The organism is Brevundimonas vesicularis (genome assembly GCF_044807075.1).
Taxonomy (GTDB): Bacteria; Pseudomonadota; Alphaproteobacteria; order Caulobacterales; family Caulobacteraceae; genus Brevundimonas; species Brevundimonas vesicularis_G.
In genome coordinates this window covers 758,460-776,919 of record NZ_CP085234.1, presented here as the reverse complement: position 1 = coordinate 776,919, position 18,460 = coordinate 758,460, and the positions used below count along the sequence as shown (strand labels likewise).

The following is an 18,460-nucleotide window of genomic DNA, read 5'->3' as shown; positions in this document are numbered from 1 at the left end:
TCCTCCTTGGCCGACATGGCGCGGCCTTCATCGCGACGCTAAAGAGCGCCACGCCCGTTTGAAAGAGGCGATAAGGACAAGGCTCAGGAAGACGACATGACCGCCCTCATCCTCCACGGCGGCGCCGGCGCCCGGCGCGAACGCAACTACGACGCCGAGGTCGTGCATATGCGCGAGGTGGTCGAGGCCATGAAGGTTCGGCTGGATGCAGGCGACAGCGCCCTGGACGTGGCTGTCGCCGCCGTCGTCATGCTGGAGGATTCGGGCCTCTATGTCGCGGGCAAGGGCGCATCCCCCAATCTGGCTGGCGCCTATGAGCTGGACGCCAGCATCATGGACGGATCGACGAAACGCGCCGGCGCCGTCGCCGCCCTGCAAGGGTTCCGCAATCCCGTCGTCGCCGCGCGCGCGGTGATGGATCGCACCCCCCACGTCATGCTGGTGGGCGAAGGGGCGGCCCTGTTCGCCCATGACCAGGGGCTGGAACCCATCGCCGACGAGGCCGCCTGGTTCACCGGCGCGGGCAAGGGCGAGGACAATCATCCGCCCGGCACGCTCAGTCACGGCACCGTCGGCGCCTGTGTGCTGGACAGCCAGGGCCGTCTCGCCGCCGCCACCTCGACCGCCGGGGTGTTCGGCAAGATGCCGGGCCGCGTCGGCGACACGCCGATCCCCGCCGCCGGAACCTGGGCCGACGCCCACGCCGCGACCTCCTGCACCGGCCAAGGGGAATATTTCATCCGCGTCGCCGCCTCCGCCCAGGTCGCCTGGCGCGTCGCCGCCGGCCAGACCTTGGCTAAGGCGACCCAGGCCGTCATCGATGAGATCGGTCAGATGGGCGGCGACGGCGGCATGATCGCCCTGGACGCCGCCGGAAACATCGCCGCCCCCTTCAACAGCCAGGGCATGAAGCACGCCTGGCTGACGCCCGCCGGCGAGATCGACGTCCAGGTCTTCCGCGACTAGGTCTCGGCGGATATCACATCGGAAATGGTGGTCAGCAGCAGTTTCAGATCGACGGGCTTGCTGACCACCGCATCCATGCCCGCGGCCAGATAGCTCTCGACCTGCTCCACCATCGCATTGGCCGTCAGGGCGATGATCGGCGTGCGGACCAGCCCCTGGTCGGCCTCGCGCTGCCGGATCGTGCGTGTCGCCGTCGGACCGTCCATGTTCGGCATCTGCACATCCATCAGGATCAGGTCCCAGTCGCGCGTTTGCGTCGCTTCGACCGCCTGAAGACCGTCGTCGACGATCTCGACCTCGATCCCGACCTGGCCCAGAAGGCCGCGGATCACCTGCTGATTGACCGGGTGATCCTCGGCGACCAGCACCCGCAGCGAGCCTTGCGGGTCCGAAACGGCGGCTTCGTTCTCGGTGTTGATCGGGTCCGCACGTTGTAGAGGCAAGCTGACGATGAAGGCGGCCCCGTCGCCAGGCTGGCTCTCGACGGCGATGCGCCCGCCCAGCAACTCGACCAGCATCGCCACGATAGACAGCCCCAGTCCGGCGCCGTCGCGGCGGTCCACGGCCTTCGCCTCGATCTGGGCGAAGCGCGTGAACAGCTGGTCGATCTGGTCAGCCGGAATGCCCCGCCCCGTGTCCGAGACGCGGAACACGGTGTCGTCGCCGATACGTGAGACGATCAGCCCCACCTCGCCCTCGGTCGTGAACTTGATCGCGTTCGACAAAAGGTTGAACAGGATCTGGCGCAACCGCACCGGATCGGCGCTGACCCAGCCCAATCCTGGCGACGCGACTTGAAAGCGCAGGCCCTTTTGCACAGCCAGCGGCCTGATCGCCTCCGCCACCTCATGGATCAGGACGTCGGCGTCGATGGCCTGGGCCACAATTTCCAGTCGCCCCGCCTCGATCCGCGACAGATCGAGGATCTGGTTGATCAGATCCAGCAAGCTACGCGCCGACCCATCCAAAATTTCCAGCCGCTCCCTTTGCTGGGCCTCCAGCGTATCGCCGGCCATGACTTGCGCCATGCCGATGACGCCGTTCAGCGGAGTGCGGATTTCGTGGCTCATATTGGCGAGGAAGCGAGACTTGGCGGCATTGGCCTCGTCCGCCTCCTGACGCGCGCTTCGCGCGGCGTCGCGGTCCAGCACGGCCGCTGCGTGAGCCCCCTGCACCTCGACCAACAGGGCCCTGTTGCGCTGGTCTGCCTTGAACAGATCGCACCACAGTGCGTGGGTCGCGCGCGAAATGATGAACAGGATCGTCGCCATCATCATGAATGCGGCCGCCACCGCCAACCCATGCGGCCCGATCAGCGAGGGATAGATGACGACCAAAACCGTCACGCAGATCGGCGCCGCCGCCAGCGCCAACAGCCGAGGCGCCGCGCTGAACTGAACGAAGGCCACGCCGATCGACCAGACCTGGATCAGCACCACCATCAACATCACATCGACCTGCGGGGTCATCAGCCAGGCGATCAGCGGCCCGGACACGCCAAGCGCAAAGCGGACTGCGACAATGAACATCAGCAGCCCGGGCCAGCCGGAAGCCGGAGCCTCTGCCTTCTGGTATCGCTTCACACGGCCCTGCGCCCACACGTCAAAGCTTATGCCGACGAAGGCGAAGGCCAGCCCTAACCAAGCCTGGCCGAGGGCCGCGAGGATTAATCCGGCCGCCGCCCAACTGCCGTAGAGAACGGCGGGCGGAGTAACCATATTTTGCAGGACGAAGGCCCAGACCGCGATTTTTTCGTCGGAGACAGAAGTGGCGTTCGCTCGTCTCGGCACGCGTCCTCGGCGGTAGGGGTCGCTTACCCGCGACTAGCGGCGAATAGATCGCCGTCGTGGATTTGTCCATGAACGACCTTCGCCGCATCCGGTTCATTACATCTCGGTAAGGTGCATGTCAGCGAAGGGCTGTTAACGTCACGCCGCCCGGCGTTCCGGGCTTCGGAGCCCTTCATGAAATCCCGCCTGATCGCCACCCTCAAAGTCGGGGCAGCCGCCTCCGCCCTCCTTCTCGGTCTCGCCGCCCCCGCCTTCGCAGAGGGCGCCGCGGCCGCCGCAGCCGCCGTTCAATCGACAGGGCAGGCGCCGCAGGGCGTGACCGTGCCTCCGCTGGGCTTCACCAAGCGCGTTCTGGCGAACGGGCTGGAAGTCTATTCGGCGCGTGACGCCGACACTTCGAACGTTACGGTCCAAGTCTGGTACAAGGTCGGCTCTAAGGACGATCCGGCCGGCCGTTCGGGCTTCGCCCACCTGTTCGAACACCAGATGTTCAAGTCGACCACCAATCTGCCGCCCGAGACCTTCGATCGGCTGACCGAGGACGTTGGCGGCTCCAACAACGCCTTCACCGCCGACGACACCACCGCCTATTTTGAGACCGTGCCCGCCAACCATCTGGAGCGGATGCTGTTCGCCGAGGCCGACCGCATGGGGTCCCTGGTCGTGGACGAGCCAACCTTCGTCGCCGAGCGCGACGTGGTAAAGGAGGAATACCGCCAGCGAATCCTCGCCAATCCCTACGGCCGCCTGTTCGGCCTGTTCGTGCCCGAGACGATCTATCAGGACAGCCCCTATCGCCGTCCGGGCATCGGCTCGATCGAGGAGTTGGAGGCCTCGTCGCTGGAGGATGTGCGCCGCTTCCACGCCACCTACTACCGTCCCGACGCGGCCTATCTGATCGTGGCCGGCAACTTCGACCAGGCTCAACTGGACCGCTGGGTGGATCAGTATTTCGGCCCGCTGAAGAACCCGACCACGCCGATCCCGACCAACAATGTCGTCGAGCCCGAGCCGACGGGTCCGCGCAACGTCACCTACTATGCGCCGAACGTGCCGCTGCCGGCCGCCGTCGTCGCCTGGCCGACGGTGAAGTACGCCGACGCCGACCGCGCCGCCCTGACCGTTCTGGACGGCATCCTGTCCACCGGTGAATCCAGCCGCCTGTATCGCTCGCTGGTCTATGACAAGCAAATCGCGGCCCAGATCGGCTCGACCCCCGACTTCTCGCAGCAGGCCGGCAATCTGTCCGCCCTGGCGATCATGGCCCAGGGTCACACGGCCGAGGAAGGCATCGCCGCCCTGAACGAAGAAATCGGCAAGCTGCGCGACACGCCCGTCAGCACCGCCGAACTGGCCGAGGCCAAGAACGAGATCGTCGCCAATGCGCTGCGCAGCCGCGAAACGGTGGACGACCGTGCGACCGCCCTGGGCTTCTCTCTGATCAACACCGGCTCGGCCGCCGCCGCCGACGAAGAGGTCGCCCAGATCCAGGCCGTCACCGTCGCCGACGTCCAGCGCGTCGCCCGCAAATATCTGACGCCGCAGCGCCAATCGACCATCACCTACCTGGCCGCCGACGACCAGAACCCCGCCTCGGTCCAGAAGATGAACGTGGACGCCCCCGTGAAGGTCGCCGACCTGGCCCCCGCCGGGCCGCCCGCCGTCCTGCTGCCCGAGGCGGAGCGCAAGCCCCTGCCCCAGCCGGGCGCCGAGGTCGCGCCCGTGACGCCGACCGTCGCCGACTTCCGCCTCGATAACGGCCTGCGCGTCCTGGTCGCCCCGACCGACGGCGTGCCGCTGGTCTCGGCCCGTCTCAGCTTCGACGCTGGTTCGTCCGATGACCCGACGGGCAAGGCCGGCGTCGCCGCCATGACCGCCGCGCTTCTGACCCAGGGCACCAAGACCAGGACCGCGCCCGAAATCGCCACCCAGATCGAACAGCTGGGCGCCAGCGTCGGCGCATCGGCCGGGGTCGACTTCTCCAACGTCTATGCCAACGCGCCCTCGAACGCCTTCCCGGCGACCCTCGCCCTGATGGCGGATCTGGTGAAGAACCCCACCTTCGCCGGCGAAGAGCTTGAACGTCAGCAGGCCCAGACCCTGGACGGCCTGCGCGTCGCCCTCAGCCAGCCGGCGTCCATCGCCGGCATGACGGTCGGCCGCGTCATCTACGGCGACGCCCCCTATGGCGCGACGATCACCCAGCAGACGGTCCCCGCCATCACGGCGGCCGACGTCGCCGCCTTCCACGCCGCCCGCTACCGGCCGTCGGACGCGACTCTGGTCTTCTCGGGCGACATCACGCCGGCCGCCGCCCGCGCCCTGGCGCAACAGGCGTTCGGCGACTGGCGCCCGGCTGGCGCGGCCCCGGCCGCTGCGACCAATCCGGCCGGCCAGCCCCTGGCGCCGCGCATTGTCGTGGTGAACCAGCCCGGCGCCGGTCAGGCCGCGGTCGTCGCCGCCGTCCGCGGCGTGTCGCGCACCGATGCGGACTTCTTCCCGCTGACGGTCGGCAACACCCTGCTGGGCGGCGGCTTCTCGTCGCGCCTGAACCAGGAAATCCGGATCAAGCGCGGTCTGTCCTACGGCGCCTCGTCGTCGCTGGGCGCACGGGCGGATGCGGGCCTGTTCACCGCCTCGACCCAGACCAAGAACGAGACCGCCGACGAGGTCGCCGATCTGATCCTGGCCGAGATCGCCAAGCTGGGAACCGAGACCCCGACCCAGGCCGATCTGGCCCCGCGCCGCGCCACCCTGATCGGCGGCTTCGGCCGCTCGCTGGAGACGGTGGACGGCCTGGGCGCCCTGGTCGCCAACCTGGCGCTCTATGATCTGCCGATGAGCGACCTCGCCGACTACGCCGGCCGTGTTCGCGCCGTCACGCCGGAACAGGTCGAGGCCGCCTTCGCCGAACACCTGCCGGTCAACCGCGCCAGCCTGGTCATCGTCGGCGACGGCTCGAAGTTCCTGGACGATCTGCGCGCCAAACACCCCAACCTCGAAGTCATCGAGGCCGGCGCCCTGAACCTCAACAGCGGTTCGCTAAAGTAGAATTGAAACCTGGACGGCCCGTCGCCTCTGCGCGGCGGGCCGTCACGCCTCGTCTGCTAGACCGACAGGCACACCACCTGCGCCACGCGAAGATCGCGCCTTAGCCGGTTGGACACTTGGCCGTAATTCTCGGTCGTGATGGCCTGGCCGCGCGCGTCGTCGGCCGGCGTCTGTTCGCCGCGGATCGCCGGCCCGAAGGTTTCGGGCGCCGTCGTATAGATCCGGCCCCGTCTCGGCGCCTCGGCGATGGTGACGCCCACGACGCGGCCCTGCGCATCCAGGGCCGGCGCGCCGGACAGGCCCGACAATGTACCCTCAAGCCCGTTGGTGCGCCCGACCTCGGCCCAGGACAGCACCGGCTCGTCGCGCGCGCCGCGCCCGAAGACCTTCAAGGTCTCGCGCCCCAGCAGGCGAGACGTCACCTCGCCGGGACGCCCTTGAGGAAAGCCTGGATGAAAGGCGCGCTGGCCCTTGCGCAGGGGCGCCTCGACCGCGACCGGCAGGGCCGCCGGCCCGCCGTCGGTGATCAGCAAGGCGACGTCGGCGCGCGGCGCCAGACGGACGTCGGCCGCGACCGCCCGCCCCTCGCCCACCACCAGCGCCGGCTTGCGGCACCCCTCGACGACATGGCGCGCCGTCACCCAGCGGCCCCGTCCTGCGATGGAGAAGGCCGTGCCCGACGACGGCTTGAACGGCGCCTCGCCCGCATCGACGGTTACGGCGGCGTCAAAAGGAGTGATGGGGCCCAACAGCGCGCCCTCGGCCACATCGGCGTCGGCCTCCGCGACCGGCGGCGCATCGGCGTTCTCGCGTCGCCCCAGGGACACCGCCAGAAACACGGCCGCCACCGCTCCATAGATGGCCCAGTCCGGCAGGCGGGGAAACTGCATCGCTCCGGCCGATCAGCCGGTCAGCGCGGCGGACAGGATGACGGCCGTCGCCAGCTTGGCGCCCAGCAGCACCACCGCCGCCGAGATTTCGCCATGGCGGATCCGCTCCGGCAGGCCCGTCAGCAGCAGGTCCACGACCCGGAAGGCCAGAAGCTGCAGCACCACGGTCGCCACGCCCCAGATAGCGATGTCGCGCACCGAGGTCGACACCGACAGCGATACCGCCAGCGGCACGGCCAACCCCACCAGAATGCCGGCGAAGGCGATGGCGGCGGCGACATTGCCCTGACGGATCAGGGCGACCTCCTTCCACGGCGTCAGCAGCGCATAGACCGTCGCCCCCGCCGCGAGCAGCAGCAGGGTCACGATCAGGTGCATCACCATGACCGGGAAGCCCGAGGCGAAAGCCTGCACCTCAGCGCTGGAAAGGACGTTCGACAAAGAGGGGTCCATGCCCAGACGCCTTGCCCGATTGTCGCCCCAATCCGCAAGCGCGCCGGAGACACACTGGGTGACAATATGTATCCAAAGGTTGTGGGATACTGCGCCGGAGAGGATATTGCGCCATGATCGACCACAGACGTTGGCGGCGAAATCGAATGACTTCGCGCCTCGCCAAGAGCATAGTCCTCTGGCTTGGTGCCTCTATCTTGTCGGGCTTCGCCGCCAGCTTTGCTTTCGTAGTCTTCGGCGGCGTGATCTGGATGATCGCAGGGCTTCATAATGGTCTGGCTACGGCCGTCATGGACGGCCTCGTGACGATTACGCTGCTCCTTTATCTCTCGCCTATCGTGCTTGGATGCTTCCTGCTTGGAAGTCTCGTTTTCGGCCCGCCCGCCTTCCTGGTACTGCGACGTCTGGGGCGAAGCGGTCCGGTCGCTTCAGCTTGCGCTGGCGGATTTTTCGCAGGATTGGCTGCTCTAGTATTTCTAGGCGTGTTCGGACCGTTGGCGGTCGCGCCGATCCCCTTAGCCGGCGCTGTCGGCGGCTGGATATTCCGCGCCGTGGTCGAGGATATTCCTAAGCAGCTTGCGTGACCGCCTGCTCCGCCTTCCTCAGCGCCGAGGCCCGCACCTTCTCGCTTTCGGACTTCAGCTGGCCGCAGGCGGCCAGGATGTCGCGACCGCGGGGGGTGCGGATGGGTGACGCATAACCGGCCTTGTTCAGGATGGCGGCGAAGCGCTCGATCGTCTTCCAGTCCGAGCATTCGTATTCGACGCCCGGCCAGGGGTTGAACGGGATCAGATTGATCTTCGCCGGAATGCCCTCGATCAGCTTCAGCAGGGCGCGCGCCTCTTCGGGGCTATCGTTGACGCCCTTCAGCATGACGTATTCGAACGTCACCCGCCGCGCGTTCGACAGGCCTGGATAGGCCCGGATCGCCGCCATCAGCTGGTCCAGCGGATATTTCTTGTTCAGCGGCACCAGCACGTCGCGAAGTGCATCGTTGGTGGCGTGCAGGCTGATGGCCAGCATGGCCGCCGTCCGGTCGCCCAAGGCCTGAAGCTGCGGCACCACGCCTGAGGTCGAGATCGTGATCCGACGGCGCGACAAGGCGATGCCCTCGTTGTCCGAGATGATGTCGATGGCGTCGGCGACGTGGTCCAGATTGTAGAGCGGCTCGCCCATGCCCATAAAGACGATGTTGGACAGGCGCCGGTCTTCCTTGGGCGACGGCCATTCCTCCAGATCGTCGCGCGCGACCTGGACCTGGGCCACGATCTCGGCGGCGGTCAGGTTGCGCACCAGCTTCTGCGTGCCGGTGTGGCAGAAGGTGCAGTTCAGGGTGCAGCCGACCTGGCTGGACACGCACAGGGCGCCGGCCCGGCCCACGTCGGGAATATAGACGGTCTCGATCTCAATGCCTGGCGCGGTGCGGATCAGCCATTTGCGCGTGCCGTCCTTGGACACCTGGCGTTCAACGACCTCGGGGCGGGCCAGGGTGAAATGCTCGGCCAGCTTGGCCTGCATATCCTTGGCGACATTGCTCATGGCCGAGAACTCGGTCACGCCATAGTGGTGGATCCAGCTCCACACCTGGCTGGCGCGCATCTTGGCCTTTTCGGGCGGACAGACGCTCGCGTCGATCAGGGCCTGGCGCAGGCCGGCGCGCGTCAGACCGCTGAGGTTGACGGGAGCCTTGACGGCGGGCGCGTTAGAGACGCGCGAAAGATCGAGCGTGATGCTCAAGGCGGCGATCCTGCGTGAGGTTGAGCCGGCCTATATAGCACGGATCCCGGCGATTGCATGGCCGGGGCGGATTCGACCGTCCTAGAGGCCCACGTCCCAGACGCCGGCGTCGCGCATCCGGGTCTCGCGCGCCTCCTCGGCCCGACCGCCCATGTCCTTGGCCATGCTGCGGATCGCGGTCGAGACGGTGGCCTTGTGCACGCCCGGCACGATCGCGTGGGCGAAGGCGGCGCTCGCCAGACCCAGCAGCTTGAAGCCGAAACCCGCCGAGGCGGCCATGTGCTGCAGATAGGTCTCGTCGACCTCGCGCGGGTGGTCGCGGAACAGGCGGTCGAACGGGGTCGAGGCCGAACTTCGGCGGTCGATCGTCGTCTGACTCATGGCGGCGGCCTTCCCTGCTTCGTCGTCTCATGGTCACGCCGGACGGCCGACGACGCAACCCCCATCGCAATCTGTTCATTGGACGTGACCGACGCGCGACCCGCTCGCTTCAGACCCATCGTCAGAAGCGAAAACTCGGTCTAGGGTCGGCGTTCGATCAAGGAAATGCCCATGCCGATCCGCCTTTCGCCCGCCTCCTCCATGGCCGCCGCCCTGGCCCTGCTGGCCTCAGCGACGCCGGCGCTGGCGCAATCGGGCGCGGCAAGCCTGCCCTACGACGCCCGTCGCGGGGTTTTCAGCTTCTCGTCGGGGCTGGAGGGCTCGCTTCCGGCGGTGGTTCAGGTCACGACCCTGGGCCAGTCGCGCGGTCCCAGTTCCGACGCGGCCGATCCCAAACCCTACGCCTCCGGCTCCGGCGTCATCGTCGATGCGGCCGAGGGGTTGGTGATCACCAATAATCACGTCGTCGAGGGCGGGCGAAAGTTCACCGTCGATCTGACGGACGGCCGCCTGTTCGACGCCGTGCTGGTGGGGGCGGACAAGGCGACCGACATCGCCGTGCTTCGCATCACGCCCGACGGTCGGCCGCTGAACCTGAAACAGGTCCAGACGGTGGATTCCGACACCCTGCGCACCGGCGACCTGGCCTTCGCGGTCGGCTATCCGCTGGGCCTGGACCAGACCCTGACGATGGGCGTCATCTCGGGCCTGAACCGCTCAGGGCTAGGCGATGCGGTCGAGGACTATATCCAGACCGATGCGGCCGTGAACTCGGGCAACTCCGGCGGGCCGCTGCTGGACAGCCGGGGCCGGCTGATCGGCATCAACACCTCGATCCTGTCGGGCGGTCTGGGCGGCGGCAACGACGGTATCGCCTTCGCCGTGCCGACGCGGATCATGCTCTACGTCGCCGACCAGTTGAAGAACAACGGCGAGGTCAAGCGCGGCGCGACCGGCGCCATCTTCGGCTCGCTGAACGCCGAACGCGCGCGTGACCTGCATCTGGGCATCGTGCGTGGAGCCGTCGTCGCCGATGTCGCGCCGGGATCACCGGCCGAACGCGCGGGCCTGCGCCATAACGACGTGATCACCCGGATCCAGGGCCGCCCCGTCGCCAACGCCGGCTCGGTCAACGCCACGATCGGCATCGCCGCGCCGGGCTCGGATCTCAGCATCTCCTATCTGCGCGGCGGGCGCGAGGCGACCACGTCGCTGGCGGTCGAGACGCCCGCTGATCAGCCCGTGATCGTCGGGGCCCAGTCGGTGCTGGCCTATGGGGCGACGCTGCGAGACCAGGACGGCGGCGCCCAGGTCACGGCCGTCTCGGCCGGCTCGCCCGCCGCCCAGGCCGAAATGACGGCCGGCGATGTGATCACCACCATCGCCGGCGCGCCCGTCGCCGACTCTCGCGCGGCCGCGACCGCCCTGCAGAGCGCCTCGGGATCAGTCGAGGCGACCGTGCTCAGAAATGGCGAGACCCTGAACCTGACCCTGTCGCTCTGAGGCGGGGTCAGACGCCGACGTGGCGCTGTCTGGCGGGCTCCAGACAGCGAAACGCCCGCCTTGCCAGGGAGGGGGAGGGGAAAGGCAGGGCGGGCGCTCGCTTGGAGGAAGCATCGGCCGCCGGAGCCCGTAAACTGGAAACATCCAGGGGGGCTGGGGGGGCTGTTCAGGATCCGGGACGCTTCCGAACTCCGACGAGCCGATGATCGATATTTCGTTGCGCATACGGGCGGGCGAAGGACCGAAACGGGGCCATTTCGTGTCTGCGTCGATTTCCTGGCCGCCTCTGGCGTCGGGCCTCCAGCGGCCTAAGTTTTAGCCCATGAGCCTGAACCCTCACGACACGACGCCGGCGCCCGGCCCCGTCTTCTTCGACCGTCGCGAACTTGACCCGATCCTCAGGGTCTATGGCCGCATGGTCGCGCAGGGCGAATGGCGAGACTACTCCATGGTCGGGCACAAGGACTTCGCCGAGTTCGCCGTCTTTCGCCGCAGCGGCGACGCCCCGCTCTACCGCATCGAAAAGCGACCGGCCCTCCAGACCCGCCAGGGCCAGTGGGCCGTCATTGGCGAAGGCGGCCAGATCCTGAAACGCGGCCGCGACCTGGCCCAGGTGCTGCGCGTCTTCGACAGCCGCCGGTTTCAGGTGGTGGAGTAGAAACAAAAAGGGCCCCGCGAGGGGCCCTTTCCCTATCCGTCTTTCGACAGACCTTAGTTCCGGTTGCCGCCCATGAAGGCCAGCAGGAATTGGAACAGGTTCACGAAGTTGATGAACAGGCTCAGAGCGCCGAAGCCGGTCGCCACGCCCATCGCATTCTGGTCGCCGCCCAAGGCGTAGTAGGTCATCTTCAGACGCTGGGTGTCATAGGCGATCAGACCCGAGAAGATCAGCACGCCCAGACCCGAGATGATCAGATAGAAGGTCCCGGACTGCAGGAACATGTTCACAATCGAGGCGATGATCAGGCCGATCACGCCCATGATCAGAAAGGTGCCCATGCCGGTCAGGTCCTTCTTGGTCGTATAGCCCACCAGGCTCAGGCCGCCAAAGGCCGCCGCCGTCACCAGGAAGGTGGTGGCCAGCGAACCGCCCGTGTAGCGCAGGAACAGGATGCCCAGGCCCGCGCCGATCGTGGCGACCACGGCCCAATAGAGCATGTTCACGCCCTTGGCCGTCGGGTTCTTCATGAAGAACATCGAGCCGAACAGCATCACCAGCGGCGAAAACTGGACGATCATGCCCAGCACGGTCAGACCGATCCGGCCGTCTGGCGTCACGCCGAACAGCAGCTGCTGCACCGCCGGCACATTGCCGGTGACGTAGGCCAGGGCGCCGGCGACCACGAGGCCCAGGGCCAGTTTGTTGTAGACGCCCAGCATGAAGCTGCGCAGGCCGGCGTCGACCGACATGTCGGCCGTCTGCGGCAGAGGACGGGCGTAACCGTTGTTGAAATCGCTCATGGCGACGAACTTTCTCCGATTGGCCGGAGAGACTTCTCCGGTCACAGGCTTTGAATATCGTGAGCCGAGGCCCGCGCTGCAAGGAAAACCGGACTTGGAGGCTTGTGTTCCGGCCGCTACTTTCGGTCGCATGCTTCGTCTGTTCACCGCCCTGACCCTGCCGCCTGACGTCGCAGAGACGCTGAAACGACGGCAATCGGGCCTGCCCGGCGCACGGTGGCGGCCGCTGGACGCCCTGCACGTCACGCTCGCCTTCTATGGCGAGATCGACGAACGCCGCGCCGACGATTTGGCGTCGGAACTGACGCGCGTGACGGGCGGCCCGTTCGAGATCGCGCTGAAGGGCGTCGGCTGTTTCGGCGACGACCACCGCAGCCACACGCTGTGGGCTGGGGTCGAGACGCCCAACGAGCGCCTGTCGGTTTTGGCCGGGCGCTGCAAGGCCGCTGGCGAACGCGCCGGGATCGGCATGGAGGCGCGCGCCTACAAACCGCATGTGACCCTGGCGTATCTGAAAACCCAGACCAATCCCGACCGGCTCGGCGCCTGGGTGTCGGGGCACAATCTGCTGCATTCGCCGCCGATCCGCATCGACCGCTTCGGCCTGTATTCCAGCGTCCTGACCGATAGCAACAGCCCTTACGAACTGGAGCGGGAGTATCTGCTGTGACCACTGCCGCATACGCCGTTCCGCCCCATGTGACCTTGGGGCCGACGCTGGAGACGGGACGACTGATCCTGCGTCCGCCGGCGGTTGAGGACTTTCCGCGCTGGGCTGAGTTCATGGCCGATCCCGAGACCGCCCGCTTCATCGGCGGGGTCCAGCCCGCGCCCCAGGTCTGGCGCCTGATCTGCACCGTCGCGGGCATGTGGGCTCTGACGGGCGAAGGCATGTTCTCCATCCTGGAAAAGGAGACCGGCCAGTGGATCGGCCGCATCGGCCCGCTGCACCCCTATGGCTGGCCGGGCCGCGAGGTGGGCTGAAGCCTGCATCGCGACGCCACCGGCAAGGGCTATGCGGTCGAAGCGGCCGCAGCCACGATGGACTACGCCTTCGAGGTGCTGGGCTGGGACGACGTGATCCACTGCATCGCGCCCGAAAACCTCCCCTCGGCGGCGGTCGCGACACGGCTGGGATCACGCAATCGCGGGCCGGGCGCCCTGCCCGAACCGCTCCAGGACATCGCCATCGATCTGTGGGGCCAGACCCGCGACGAATGGGCGATCAATCGGACGCGCCTGAAGCGCTGACCACAACCGAACGCGTCGGCGCGTCGTATCCCTTCCAAACCGAACGAGGATACGCCCATGTTCCGCGCCAGCCTGATCGCCGCCTCCGCCGCCCTCGCCGCCCTGCCGTCAATGGCCTTCGCTCAGGCGTCGAACGTCGATCTGAACCGCTTCGACGGCCGGTGGTTCGAGATCGAGCGCAATCACAACAACGTCCAGAAGGACTGCAGCCGGGCGCAGATCGACTTCACGCCGCAGAGCGCCGCCGACCGCTACGCCATCACCGTCACCTGCGTCCGGCGCGCCGATGGCAAGGTTGAAACGCTGCGCGCCAACGCCCGTGTCACCGACACCACGACCAATGCGAAGTTCCGGTTCAGCCTGACCGGCCTGCTCAACTTCGGCGGCCTGGCGGGCCAGAACTACTGGGTCTACGACCATGCCCCGGACTACAGCTGGGCCATCATGGGTCTGCCGGACAAGTCGAACTGGTGGATCTGGCACCGCAACCAGAATGCGACGCAGGCTGAGCGCGACCGCATTCTGAGCCGCGTCCGCGCGCTGGGCTTCAGCACCAGCCGCCTGGTCCACACCGGCCTCTAAGGCCCCGCTTGCGATAGGAACGTAGGCGGAACATAAGCTGTCGGCATGTCCGCCGTCGCCCATCTCGAACTCGTATTCAGCCGTCCCGAGACCACCCTTTCGGTGACGCGGGGTGCGGCGCGGCTGATGATGGACATGGGGTATGCGCCGCTTCTGGAAGTCTGCCTGCCCAACGGTCGCCGCGCCGATGTCATGGCGATCGGGCGCAAGGGCGACATCGTCATCTGCGAGGTCAAGTCGGGCGTCGAGGACTATCGGGTCGACCGCAAATGGCATGAGTACGGACCGTTCTGCGACGCCTTCTTCTTCGCCGTCTCGCCCGAGTTTCCGCAGGATATCCTGCCCGACGAACCGGGCCTGATCGTTGCAGACGGGTTCGGCGGGGCGGTCGTGCGAGACGCGCCGGTGATCGGCCTGGCGCCCGCCCGCCGCAAGGCGCTGACGCTGGCCTTCGCCCGGCTGGGCGCGATGCGGACCTTGCGGGACTAGAGCCGACGGAAGACGGCGGTCGCGAAACCCTCGGCGACCAGACGCGCCTCGACCTCGGCCAGGGTCTCGATCACCACGCCCTTGCCGCCCGTCGCGTGAATGATGCGTTCGCCATCCAGCATCAGCGCCGAATGGCCCGTCCAGTCCTGATCGTCGTTTGGCGCCAGCCAGACGACGATGTCGCCGCGCTGCAGGTCCGACGAAGACGCCGCTCGCCCCATCTGGGCCTGCGCGTCCGACCGGCGGGGACCGGGAAGGCCGCAGGCCAGCAGGGCCTGCTGTACCAGGCCGGAACAGTCGGTGGAGATCGAAGACCGCGCGCCAAGTTCATGCGGCCGCCCGAGCAACCGCTCGGCCACCGCGACCAGATCCGTCTCGAACGCGCCGACAGGCTTCAGATCAGCCTCGGCCACATCCGTCGCCTCGATCACCAGAGCGTTTAATGGAAGGGCGGCATCCACGCCGGCGATCCAGTGTGTCGCCAGCGGCGCGCCGGCCGACAGACTGTCCAGGACTACCCAGCCGACGACGCCGTCGCGACGCGCCCGGCCCCATGCGCGGCCGTTCGACCGATCAAGAACGTCGAAGATCTCGCCATGCAGCAGCTGGTCGATGGGACCGTCGACGTCGGACAGGATGTCCGCCACGGCGACGCGACAATGCATGGCCTCTGTCGCCCGATAGGCGTCTGCGCGCACCAGCCCTTCCAACGCCTGTTCGGCGAGGTCAGGGCGAACGAGGCGGTCGCCGGGCGGAAGAAGGTCGAGGACGTCGGTCAACGTGAACTCGCATTGCTGAACCCACAGCCTTATCCCCCGATGGCTTAGGGGCCGTTAACGCCAGACGCTTTTGCGAAAGAAAATCAACAGAACCGCGTTCTGAGATATTGGTAGCAGGCTCTCAGCGCCTGGGCCTCGCCGCCTTCCGGATAGCCGGGGCTGGCGCGGGGGTTCCAGGCGAAGATGTCCATGTGCGCCCAGGCCCCCGTGGCCGGAGCGAACTTTTGCAGGAACAAGGCGGCCGTCACCGACCCGGCCTGGGCCCAGCCGGCCGGATCGTTCCGCAGGTCCGCGATCTCGGCGTCCAGCGCGCCGCGATAGCCGGGCCACAGCGGCATCCGCCACAGGGGGTCGCGCACCTGGCCCGCCGCCGCCAGCAGCCCGGCGGCCAGGGCTTCGTCGTCGGTGTAAAGAGGCGGCAGCTCTGGACCCAGGGCGATCCGCGCGGCGCCGGTCAGGGTGGCGAAGTCCAGCGTCAGGTCGGGTCGGTGCTCGCCCGCCCGCGTCAGGGCGTCGGCCAGGATCAGCCGGCCTTCGGCGTCGGTGTTGCCGATCTCGATCGTCAGACCCTTGCGGCTGTTCAGGATGTCGCCGGGCCTGAAGGCGTCGGCGGACACGGCGTTCTCGACCGCCGCGACGATGACCACCAACCGCACGGGCAGGTCCGCCTGCATCACCAGACGCCCCAAGGCCAGGGCATGGGCCGAGCCGCCCATATCCTTCTTCATATTGCGCATGCCAGCGGCGGGCTTCAGGTCCAGACCGCCGGTGTCGAACACCACCCCCTTGCCGACCACGGCGACGAGCGGCAGGTCGGTCCGGTCCAGCTTCCAGCCGATCTCGATCAGGCGCGGCGCCCGGTGCGGGGCGGCGGCGCGACCTACGGCGTGGACGGCCGGATAGTTGTCTTTCAGCAGGGCGTCGCCGGTGGTGACGGTGATCTCGGCGCCGGCGCTCTCTGCGATCTCGCGGGCGATGGTCTCGATCTGCAACGGCCCCATGTCGGCGGCGGGCGTATCGACCATTTCGCGGGCCAGGGCGCAGGCGGCGGCGATGCGAGAGATTTCGGCGACATCCACACCGTCCGGCGCGACCAGCCGCACGGGCGCCCGATCCGGCCGGGCCTTGTAGCGGTCGAAGACATACGCCCCCAGCAGGAAGGCCAGGGTCGCCAGCTCCGCATCGGGCGCGTCGACCTCAAGCCGATAGAGACCGCCCGGGAGCCGCGCCGACAGTCCCCGCACGCTCATCGGGTCGAAGGTCGCGCCCGCGCCCACGACCACCTGGCCGATCTCGCCGTCCGCGTCCGGCACGACCAACAGCTGGCCCGGCTTGCCTTCGAACCCATGTCGATCGCCCCAGCGCCGGGCCGCACCCTCCAGCACGCCGCCCGCCTGAACGAAGCGGATCGGGATGGCGCCGTCGCCATCTTGGGCGGAAACCAGCGGGGGATGCGAGACGGACATGAGGCCCTCGAAACGAAGTTAACCATCGGTTGACGCGAACCGGCGATTCTAGGGACGAGACCTCTAGGACCGTCTGGACCTGACCCATGTCGCGCATGCCCGCCCTTCTCGCAACCGTCGCCCTGATCGCCCTGTCCGGCACGCCGGCGCTGGCGGCTGATCCGACGGCGGCGTCCGCGGCCCAGGCTCGCGCGCCGTCGTCCGCTGCGGTGCGGGCCACCTATGACCGGATGGACGCCCTGTCGCGCTCGGTGTTCTGGGCCTCGGAGCAGCAGGCCGATCCGACCGACGCCGTGGCGGGCGTGAAACTGGCCCAGGCCCTGCGTGAGCTGGGTCGATACGATCAGGCGGCCGAGGCCGCCCAGGCGACCCTGACGGTCCAGCCGACCAATCTCGATGCGCTTCTGGAAATGGGCCGCGCCCATATTGCGCGCGGCCAAGCCTTCTATGGCGTGGCCGCGCTGGAAAAGGCCCGCGACCAGGCGCCGCGCGATTGGCGCCCCTATTCCTTGCTGGGCGTCGCTTATGAGCAGGTGCGCCGCTTCGATGATGCGCGAGCCGCGTGGAACCAGGCGCTCGTCCTCTCGCCCGACAACCCCGATGTCCTGACTAACGCCGCCACGGCCGCCCTGACGCACGGCGATGCGCCGGGCGCCGAGACCCTGCTGCGTCGCGCCGTGGCCCAGCCGACCGCCTCGGCCAAGGTGCGCCAGAACCTGGCCATGGTGCTGGGCCTTCAGGGCAAGATGGGCGAGGCCGAACAGATCCTTCGACGCGAACTGCCGCCCGAACAGGCCGAGCGGAACCTGCAATGGCTGCGCTCGCGCAGCACCGGCGGCGCGGCGACGTCCGGCGGCGGCGCGGCAGGTCCGTCGCCCGCGACCGACACCGCCCGCACTTGGAATTCCCTGCAAGGCGGCTGATCCGCCCGTTGCGGTCTGGCCGCCCGCGTGGTGGATGAGGCCATGACCGCCCTTCCCACGCCTCGCGTCTATCAGGCCTTCCTATTCGACATGGACGGCACCCTGATCACCTCGACCTTGGCCGCCGAGCGCGTCTGGACCCGCTGGGCCGAGCGCCACGGGCTGGATGTCGCCGCCTTCGTTCCTACCATCCACGGCGTGCGCGCCATCGACACCATTCGTCGTCAGAACCTGCCCGATATCGACCTGGACGCCGAGGTCGCCTGGGTCGAACGCGGCGAGATCGAGGACGTGGATGGCGTCGCCCCCATCTCCGGCGCCGTCAACTTCGTCAAACGCCTGCCGCCCGACCGCTGGGCCGTAGTCACCTCCGCCTCGGTCCCCCTGGCGCGCGCCCGTCTGAAGGCCGCAGGCGTGACCCCGCCCGCCGTCATGATCACCGCCGAAGACGTCGAACGCGGCAAGCCCGACCCGGCCGGCTATCTGAAGGCCGCCGCGACCCTGGGCTTCGATATCGCCGACTGCCTGGTGTTCGAGGACGCCGAGGCCGGGATCAAGGCGGGCGAAGCGGCTGGCGCCGACGTGCTGGTCGTCACCGCCGCCTGGTCCCATCCGCTGGATACCGATCATCCCACACTGGCGGACTATGCGGATGCGGATCTGGAAGTTCGATCCGATGGGCGTCTCGTCCTGACGCTTTGAATCCTCACCCATTACGCCGCGCTTCACGGGGGAGGA

Annotated in this window: 18 protein-coding genes and 1 pseudogene; 11 read left to right on the top strand and 8 right to left on the bottom strand. The window is 67.9% G+C overall.

Going from position 1 to position 18,460, the window contains the following annotated elements; all coding sequences use genetic code 11:
* The first annotated feature begins 96 nt into the window (after nucleotides 1-96).
* Nucleotides 97-966, top strand: a complete 870-nt coding sequence (locus LG306_RS03710) for an isoaspartyl peptidase/L-asparaginase family protein (RefSeq protein WP_404418315.1) — start codon at nucleotides 97-99, stop codon at nucleotides 964-966.
* Here the strand turns inward: LG306_RS03710 and LG306_RS03705 are convergent.
* On the bottom strand, nucleotides 963-2,684 hold the full coding sequence (locus LG306_RS03705; RefSeq protein WP_404418313.1) for an ATP-binding protein: 1,722 nt from the start codon (nucleotides 2,682-2,684) through the stop codon (nucleotides 963-965). The genes LG306_RS03710 and LG306_RS03705 overlap by 4 nt on opposite strands.
* Before the next feature lie 246 nt (nucleotides 2,685-2,930).
* Here LG306_RS03705 and LG306_RS03700 point away from each other — a divergent pair, with 246 nt between their 5' ends.
* Nucleotides 2,931-5,807, top strand: coding sequence for a M16 family metallopeptidase (locus tag LG306_RS03700; protein ID WP_404418311.1), 2,877 nt, complete (start codon nucleotides 2,931-2,933; stop codon nucleotides 5,805-5,807).
* A 56-nt stretch (nucleotides 5,808-5,863) separates the two neighbouring features.
* On the opposite strand, the gene LG306_RS03695 is transcribed toward LG306_RS03700, so the two are convergent.
* On the bottom strand, nucleotides 5,864-6,697 hold the full coding sequence (locus LG306_RS03695; RefSeq protein WP_404418309.1) for a serine protease: 834 nt from the start codon (nucleotides 6,695-6,697) through the stop codon (nucleotides 5,864-5,866).
* Between the two features lie 12 nt (nucleotides 6,698-6,709).
* Complete coding sequence (locus LG306_RS03690) at nucleotides 6,710-7,150, bottom strand: DUF350 domain-containing protein (protein ID WP_017506264.1); 441 nt, start codon at nucleotides 7,148-7,150, stop codon at nucleotides 6,710-6,712.
* A gap of 113 nt (nucleotides 7,151-7,263) precedes the next feature.
* Here LG306_RS03690 and LG306_RS03685 point away from each other — a divergent pair, with 113 nt between their 5' ends.
* Nucleotides 7,264-7,734: a hypothetical protein gene (locus LG306_RS03685; RefSeq protein WP_404418306.1), complete on the top strand. Its 471-nt coding sequence runs from the start codon at nucleotides 7,264-7,266 to the stop codon at nucleotides 7,732-7,734.
* Here LG306_RS03685 and rlmN read toward each other — a convergent pair.
* Nucleotides 7,718-8,887, bottom strand: a complete 1,170-nt coding sequence (gene rlmN, locus LG306_RS03680; protein WP_404418304.1) for a 23S rRNA (adenine(2503)-C(2))-methyltransferase RlmN — start codon at nucleotides 8,885-8,887, stop codon at nucleotides 7,718-7,720. The genes LG306_RS03685 and rlmN overlap by 17 nt on opposite strands.
* Nucleotides 8,888-8,968: 81 nt before the next feature.
* Nucleotides 8,969-9,268: a DUF6356 family protein gene (locus LG306_RS03675; RefSeq protein ID WP_404418302.1), complete on the bottom strand. Its 300-nt coding sequence runs from the start codon at nucleotides 9,266-9,268 to the stop codon at nucleotides 8,969-8,971.
* 171 nt (nucleotides 9,269-9,439) lie between these two features.
* On the opposite strand from LG306_RS03675, the gene LG306_RS03670 reads away from it, so the two are divergent.
* Nucleotides 9,440-10,771: a trypsin-like peptidase domain-containing protein gene (locus LG306_RS03670; protein WP_404418300.1), complete on the top strand. Its 1,332-nt coding sequence runs from the start codon at nucleotides 9,440-9,442 to the stop codon at nucleotides 10,769-10,771.
* Nucleotides 10,772-11,093: 322 nt separating this feature from the next.
* Nucleotides 11,094-11,429, top strand: a complete 336-nt coding sequence (locus tag LG306_RS03665) for a DUF2794 domain-containing protein (RefSeq protein WP_404418298.1) — start codon at nucleotides 11,094-11,096, stop codon at nucleotides 11,427-11,429.
* A gap of 53 nt (nucleotides 11,430-11,482) precedes the next feature.
* Here LG306_RS03665 and LG306_RS03660 read toward each other — a convergent pair whose 3' ends face one another.
* Nucleotides 11,483-12,232, bottom strand: a complete 750-nt coding sequence (locus LG306_RS03660) for a Bax inhibitor-1/YccA family protein (protein ID WP_404418296.1) — start codon at nucleotides 12,230-12,232, stop codon at nucleotides 11,483-11,485.
* A 130-nt stretch (nucleotides 12,233-12,362) separates the two neighbouring features.
* Between LG306_RS03660 and thpR the strand changes: the two genes are divergently transcribed.
* The 4 genes and pseudogenes from thpR (at nucleotide 12,363) to mmcB (ending at nucleotide 14,554) form a co-directional block, all read left to right on the top strand.
* The gene (gene thpR / locus LG306_RS03655) at nucleotides 12,363-12,902 is read left to right on the top strand and encodes an RNA 2',3'-cyclic phosphodiesterase (RefSeq protein ID WP_404418294.1); all 540 of its coding nucleotides are present in this window, start codon (nucleotides 12,363-12,365) and stop codon (nucleotides 12,900-12,902) included.
* A pseudogene (locus LG306_RS03650) lies at nucleotides 12,899-13,483 on the top strand (GNAT family N-acetyltransferase). The gene thpR and the pseudogene LG306_RS03650 overlap by 4 nt, the downstream one beginning before the upstream one ends.
* Before the next feature lie 57 nt (nucleotides 13,484-13,540).
* Nucleotides 13,541-14,065: a lipocalin family protein gene (locus LG306_RS03645; protein WP_404418292.1), complete on the top strand. Its 525-nt coding sequence runs from the start codon at nucleotides 13,541-13,543 to the stop codon at nucleotides 14,063-14,065.
* Nucleotides 14,066-14,110: 45 nt separating this feature from the next.
* Nucleotides 14,111-14,554, top strand: a complete 444-nt coding sequence (gene mmcB / locus LG306_RS03640) for a DNA repair putative endonuclease MmcB (protein WP_404418290.1) — start codon at nucleotides 14,111-14,113, stop codon at nucleotides 14,552-14,554.
* On the opposite strand, the gene LG306_RS03635 is transcribed toward mmcB, so the two are convergent.
* Both LG306_RS03635 and LG306_RS03630 read right to left on the bottom strand, forming a co-directional pair.
* Complete coding sequence (locus tag LG306_RS03635; RefSeq protein ID WP_404418288.1) at nucleotides 14,551-15,333, bottom strand: C40 family peptidase; 783 nt, start codon at nucleotides 15,331-15,333, stop codon at nucleotides 14,551-14,553. The two genes, mmcB and LG306_RS03635, sit on opposite strands and share 4 nt — an antisense overlap.
* Nucleotides 15,334-15,416: 83 nt before the next feature.
* Nucleotides 15,417-16,799 (bottom strand): leucyl aminopeptidase family protein, encoded by a 1,383-nt coding sequence (locus LG306_RS03630; RefSeq protein WP_404418286.1) that lies wholly within the window; start codon nucleotides 16,797-16,799, stop codon nucleotides 15,417-15,419.
* 86 nt (nucleotides 16,800-16,885) lie between these two features.
* Between LG306_RS03630 and LG306_RS03625 the strand changes: the two genes are divergently transcribed.
* Both LG306_RS03625 and LG306_RS03620 read left to right on the top strand, forming a co-directional pair.
* Entirely contained in the window at nucleotides 16,886-17,722 is an 837-nt protein-coding gene (locus tag LG306_RS03625; protein ID WP_404418285.1) for a tetratricopeptide repeat protein, read from the top strand.
* Between the two features lie 42 nt (nucleotides 17,723-17,764).
* Nucleotides 17,765-18,424 (top strand): HAD-IA family hydrolase, encoded by a 660-nt coding sequence (locus tag LG306_RS03620; protein ID WP_404418283.1) that lies wholly within the window; start codon nucleotides 17,765-17,767, stop codon nucleotides 18,422-18,424.
* The last annotated feature ends 36 nt before the right edge of the window (nucleotides 18,425-18,460 follow it).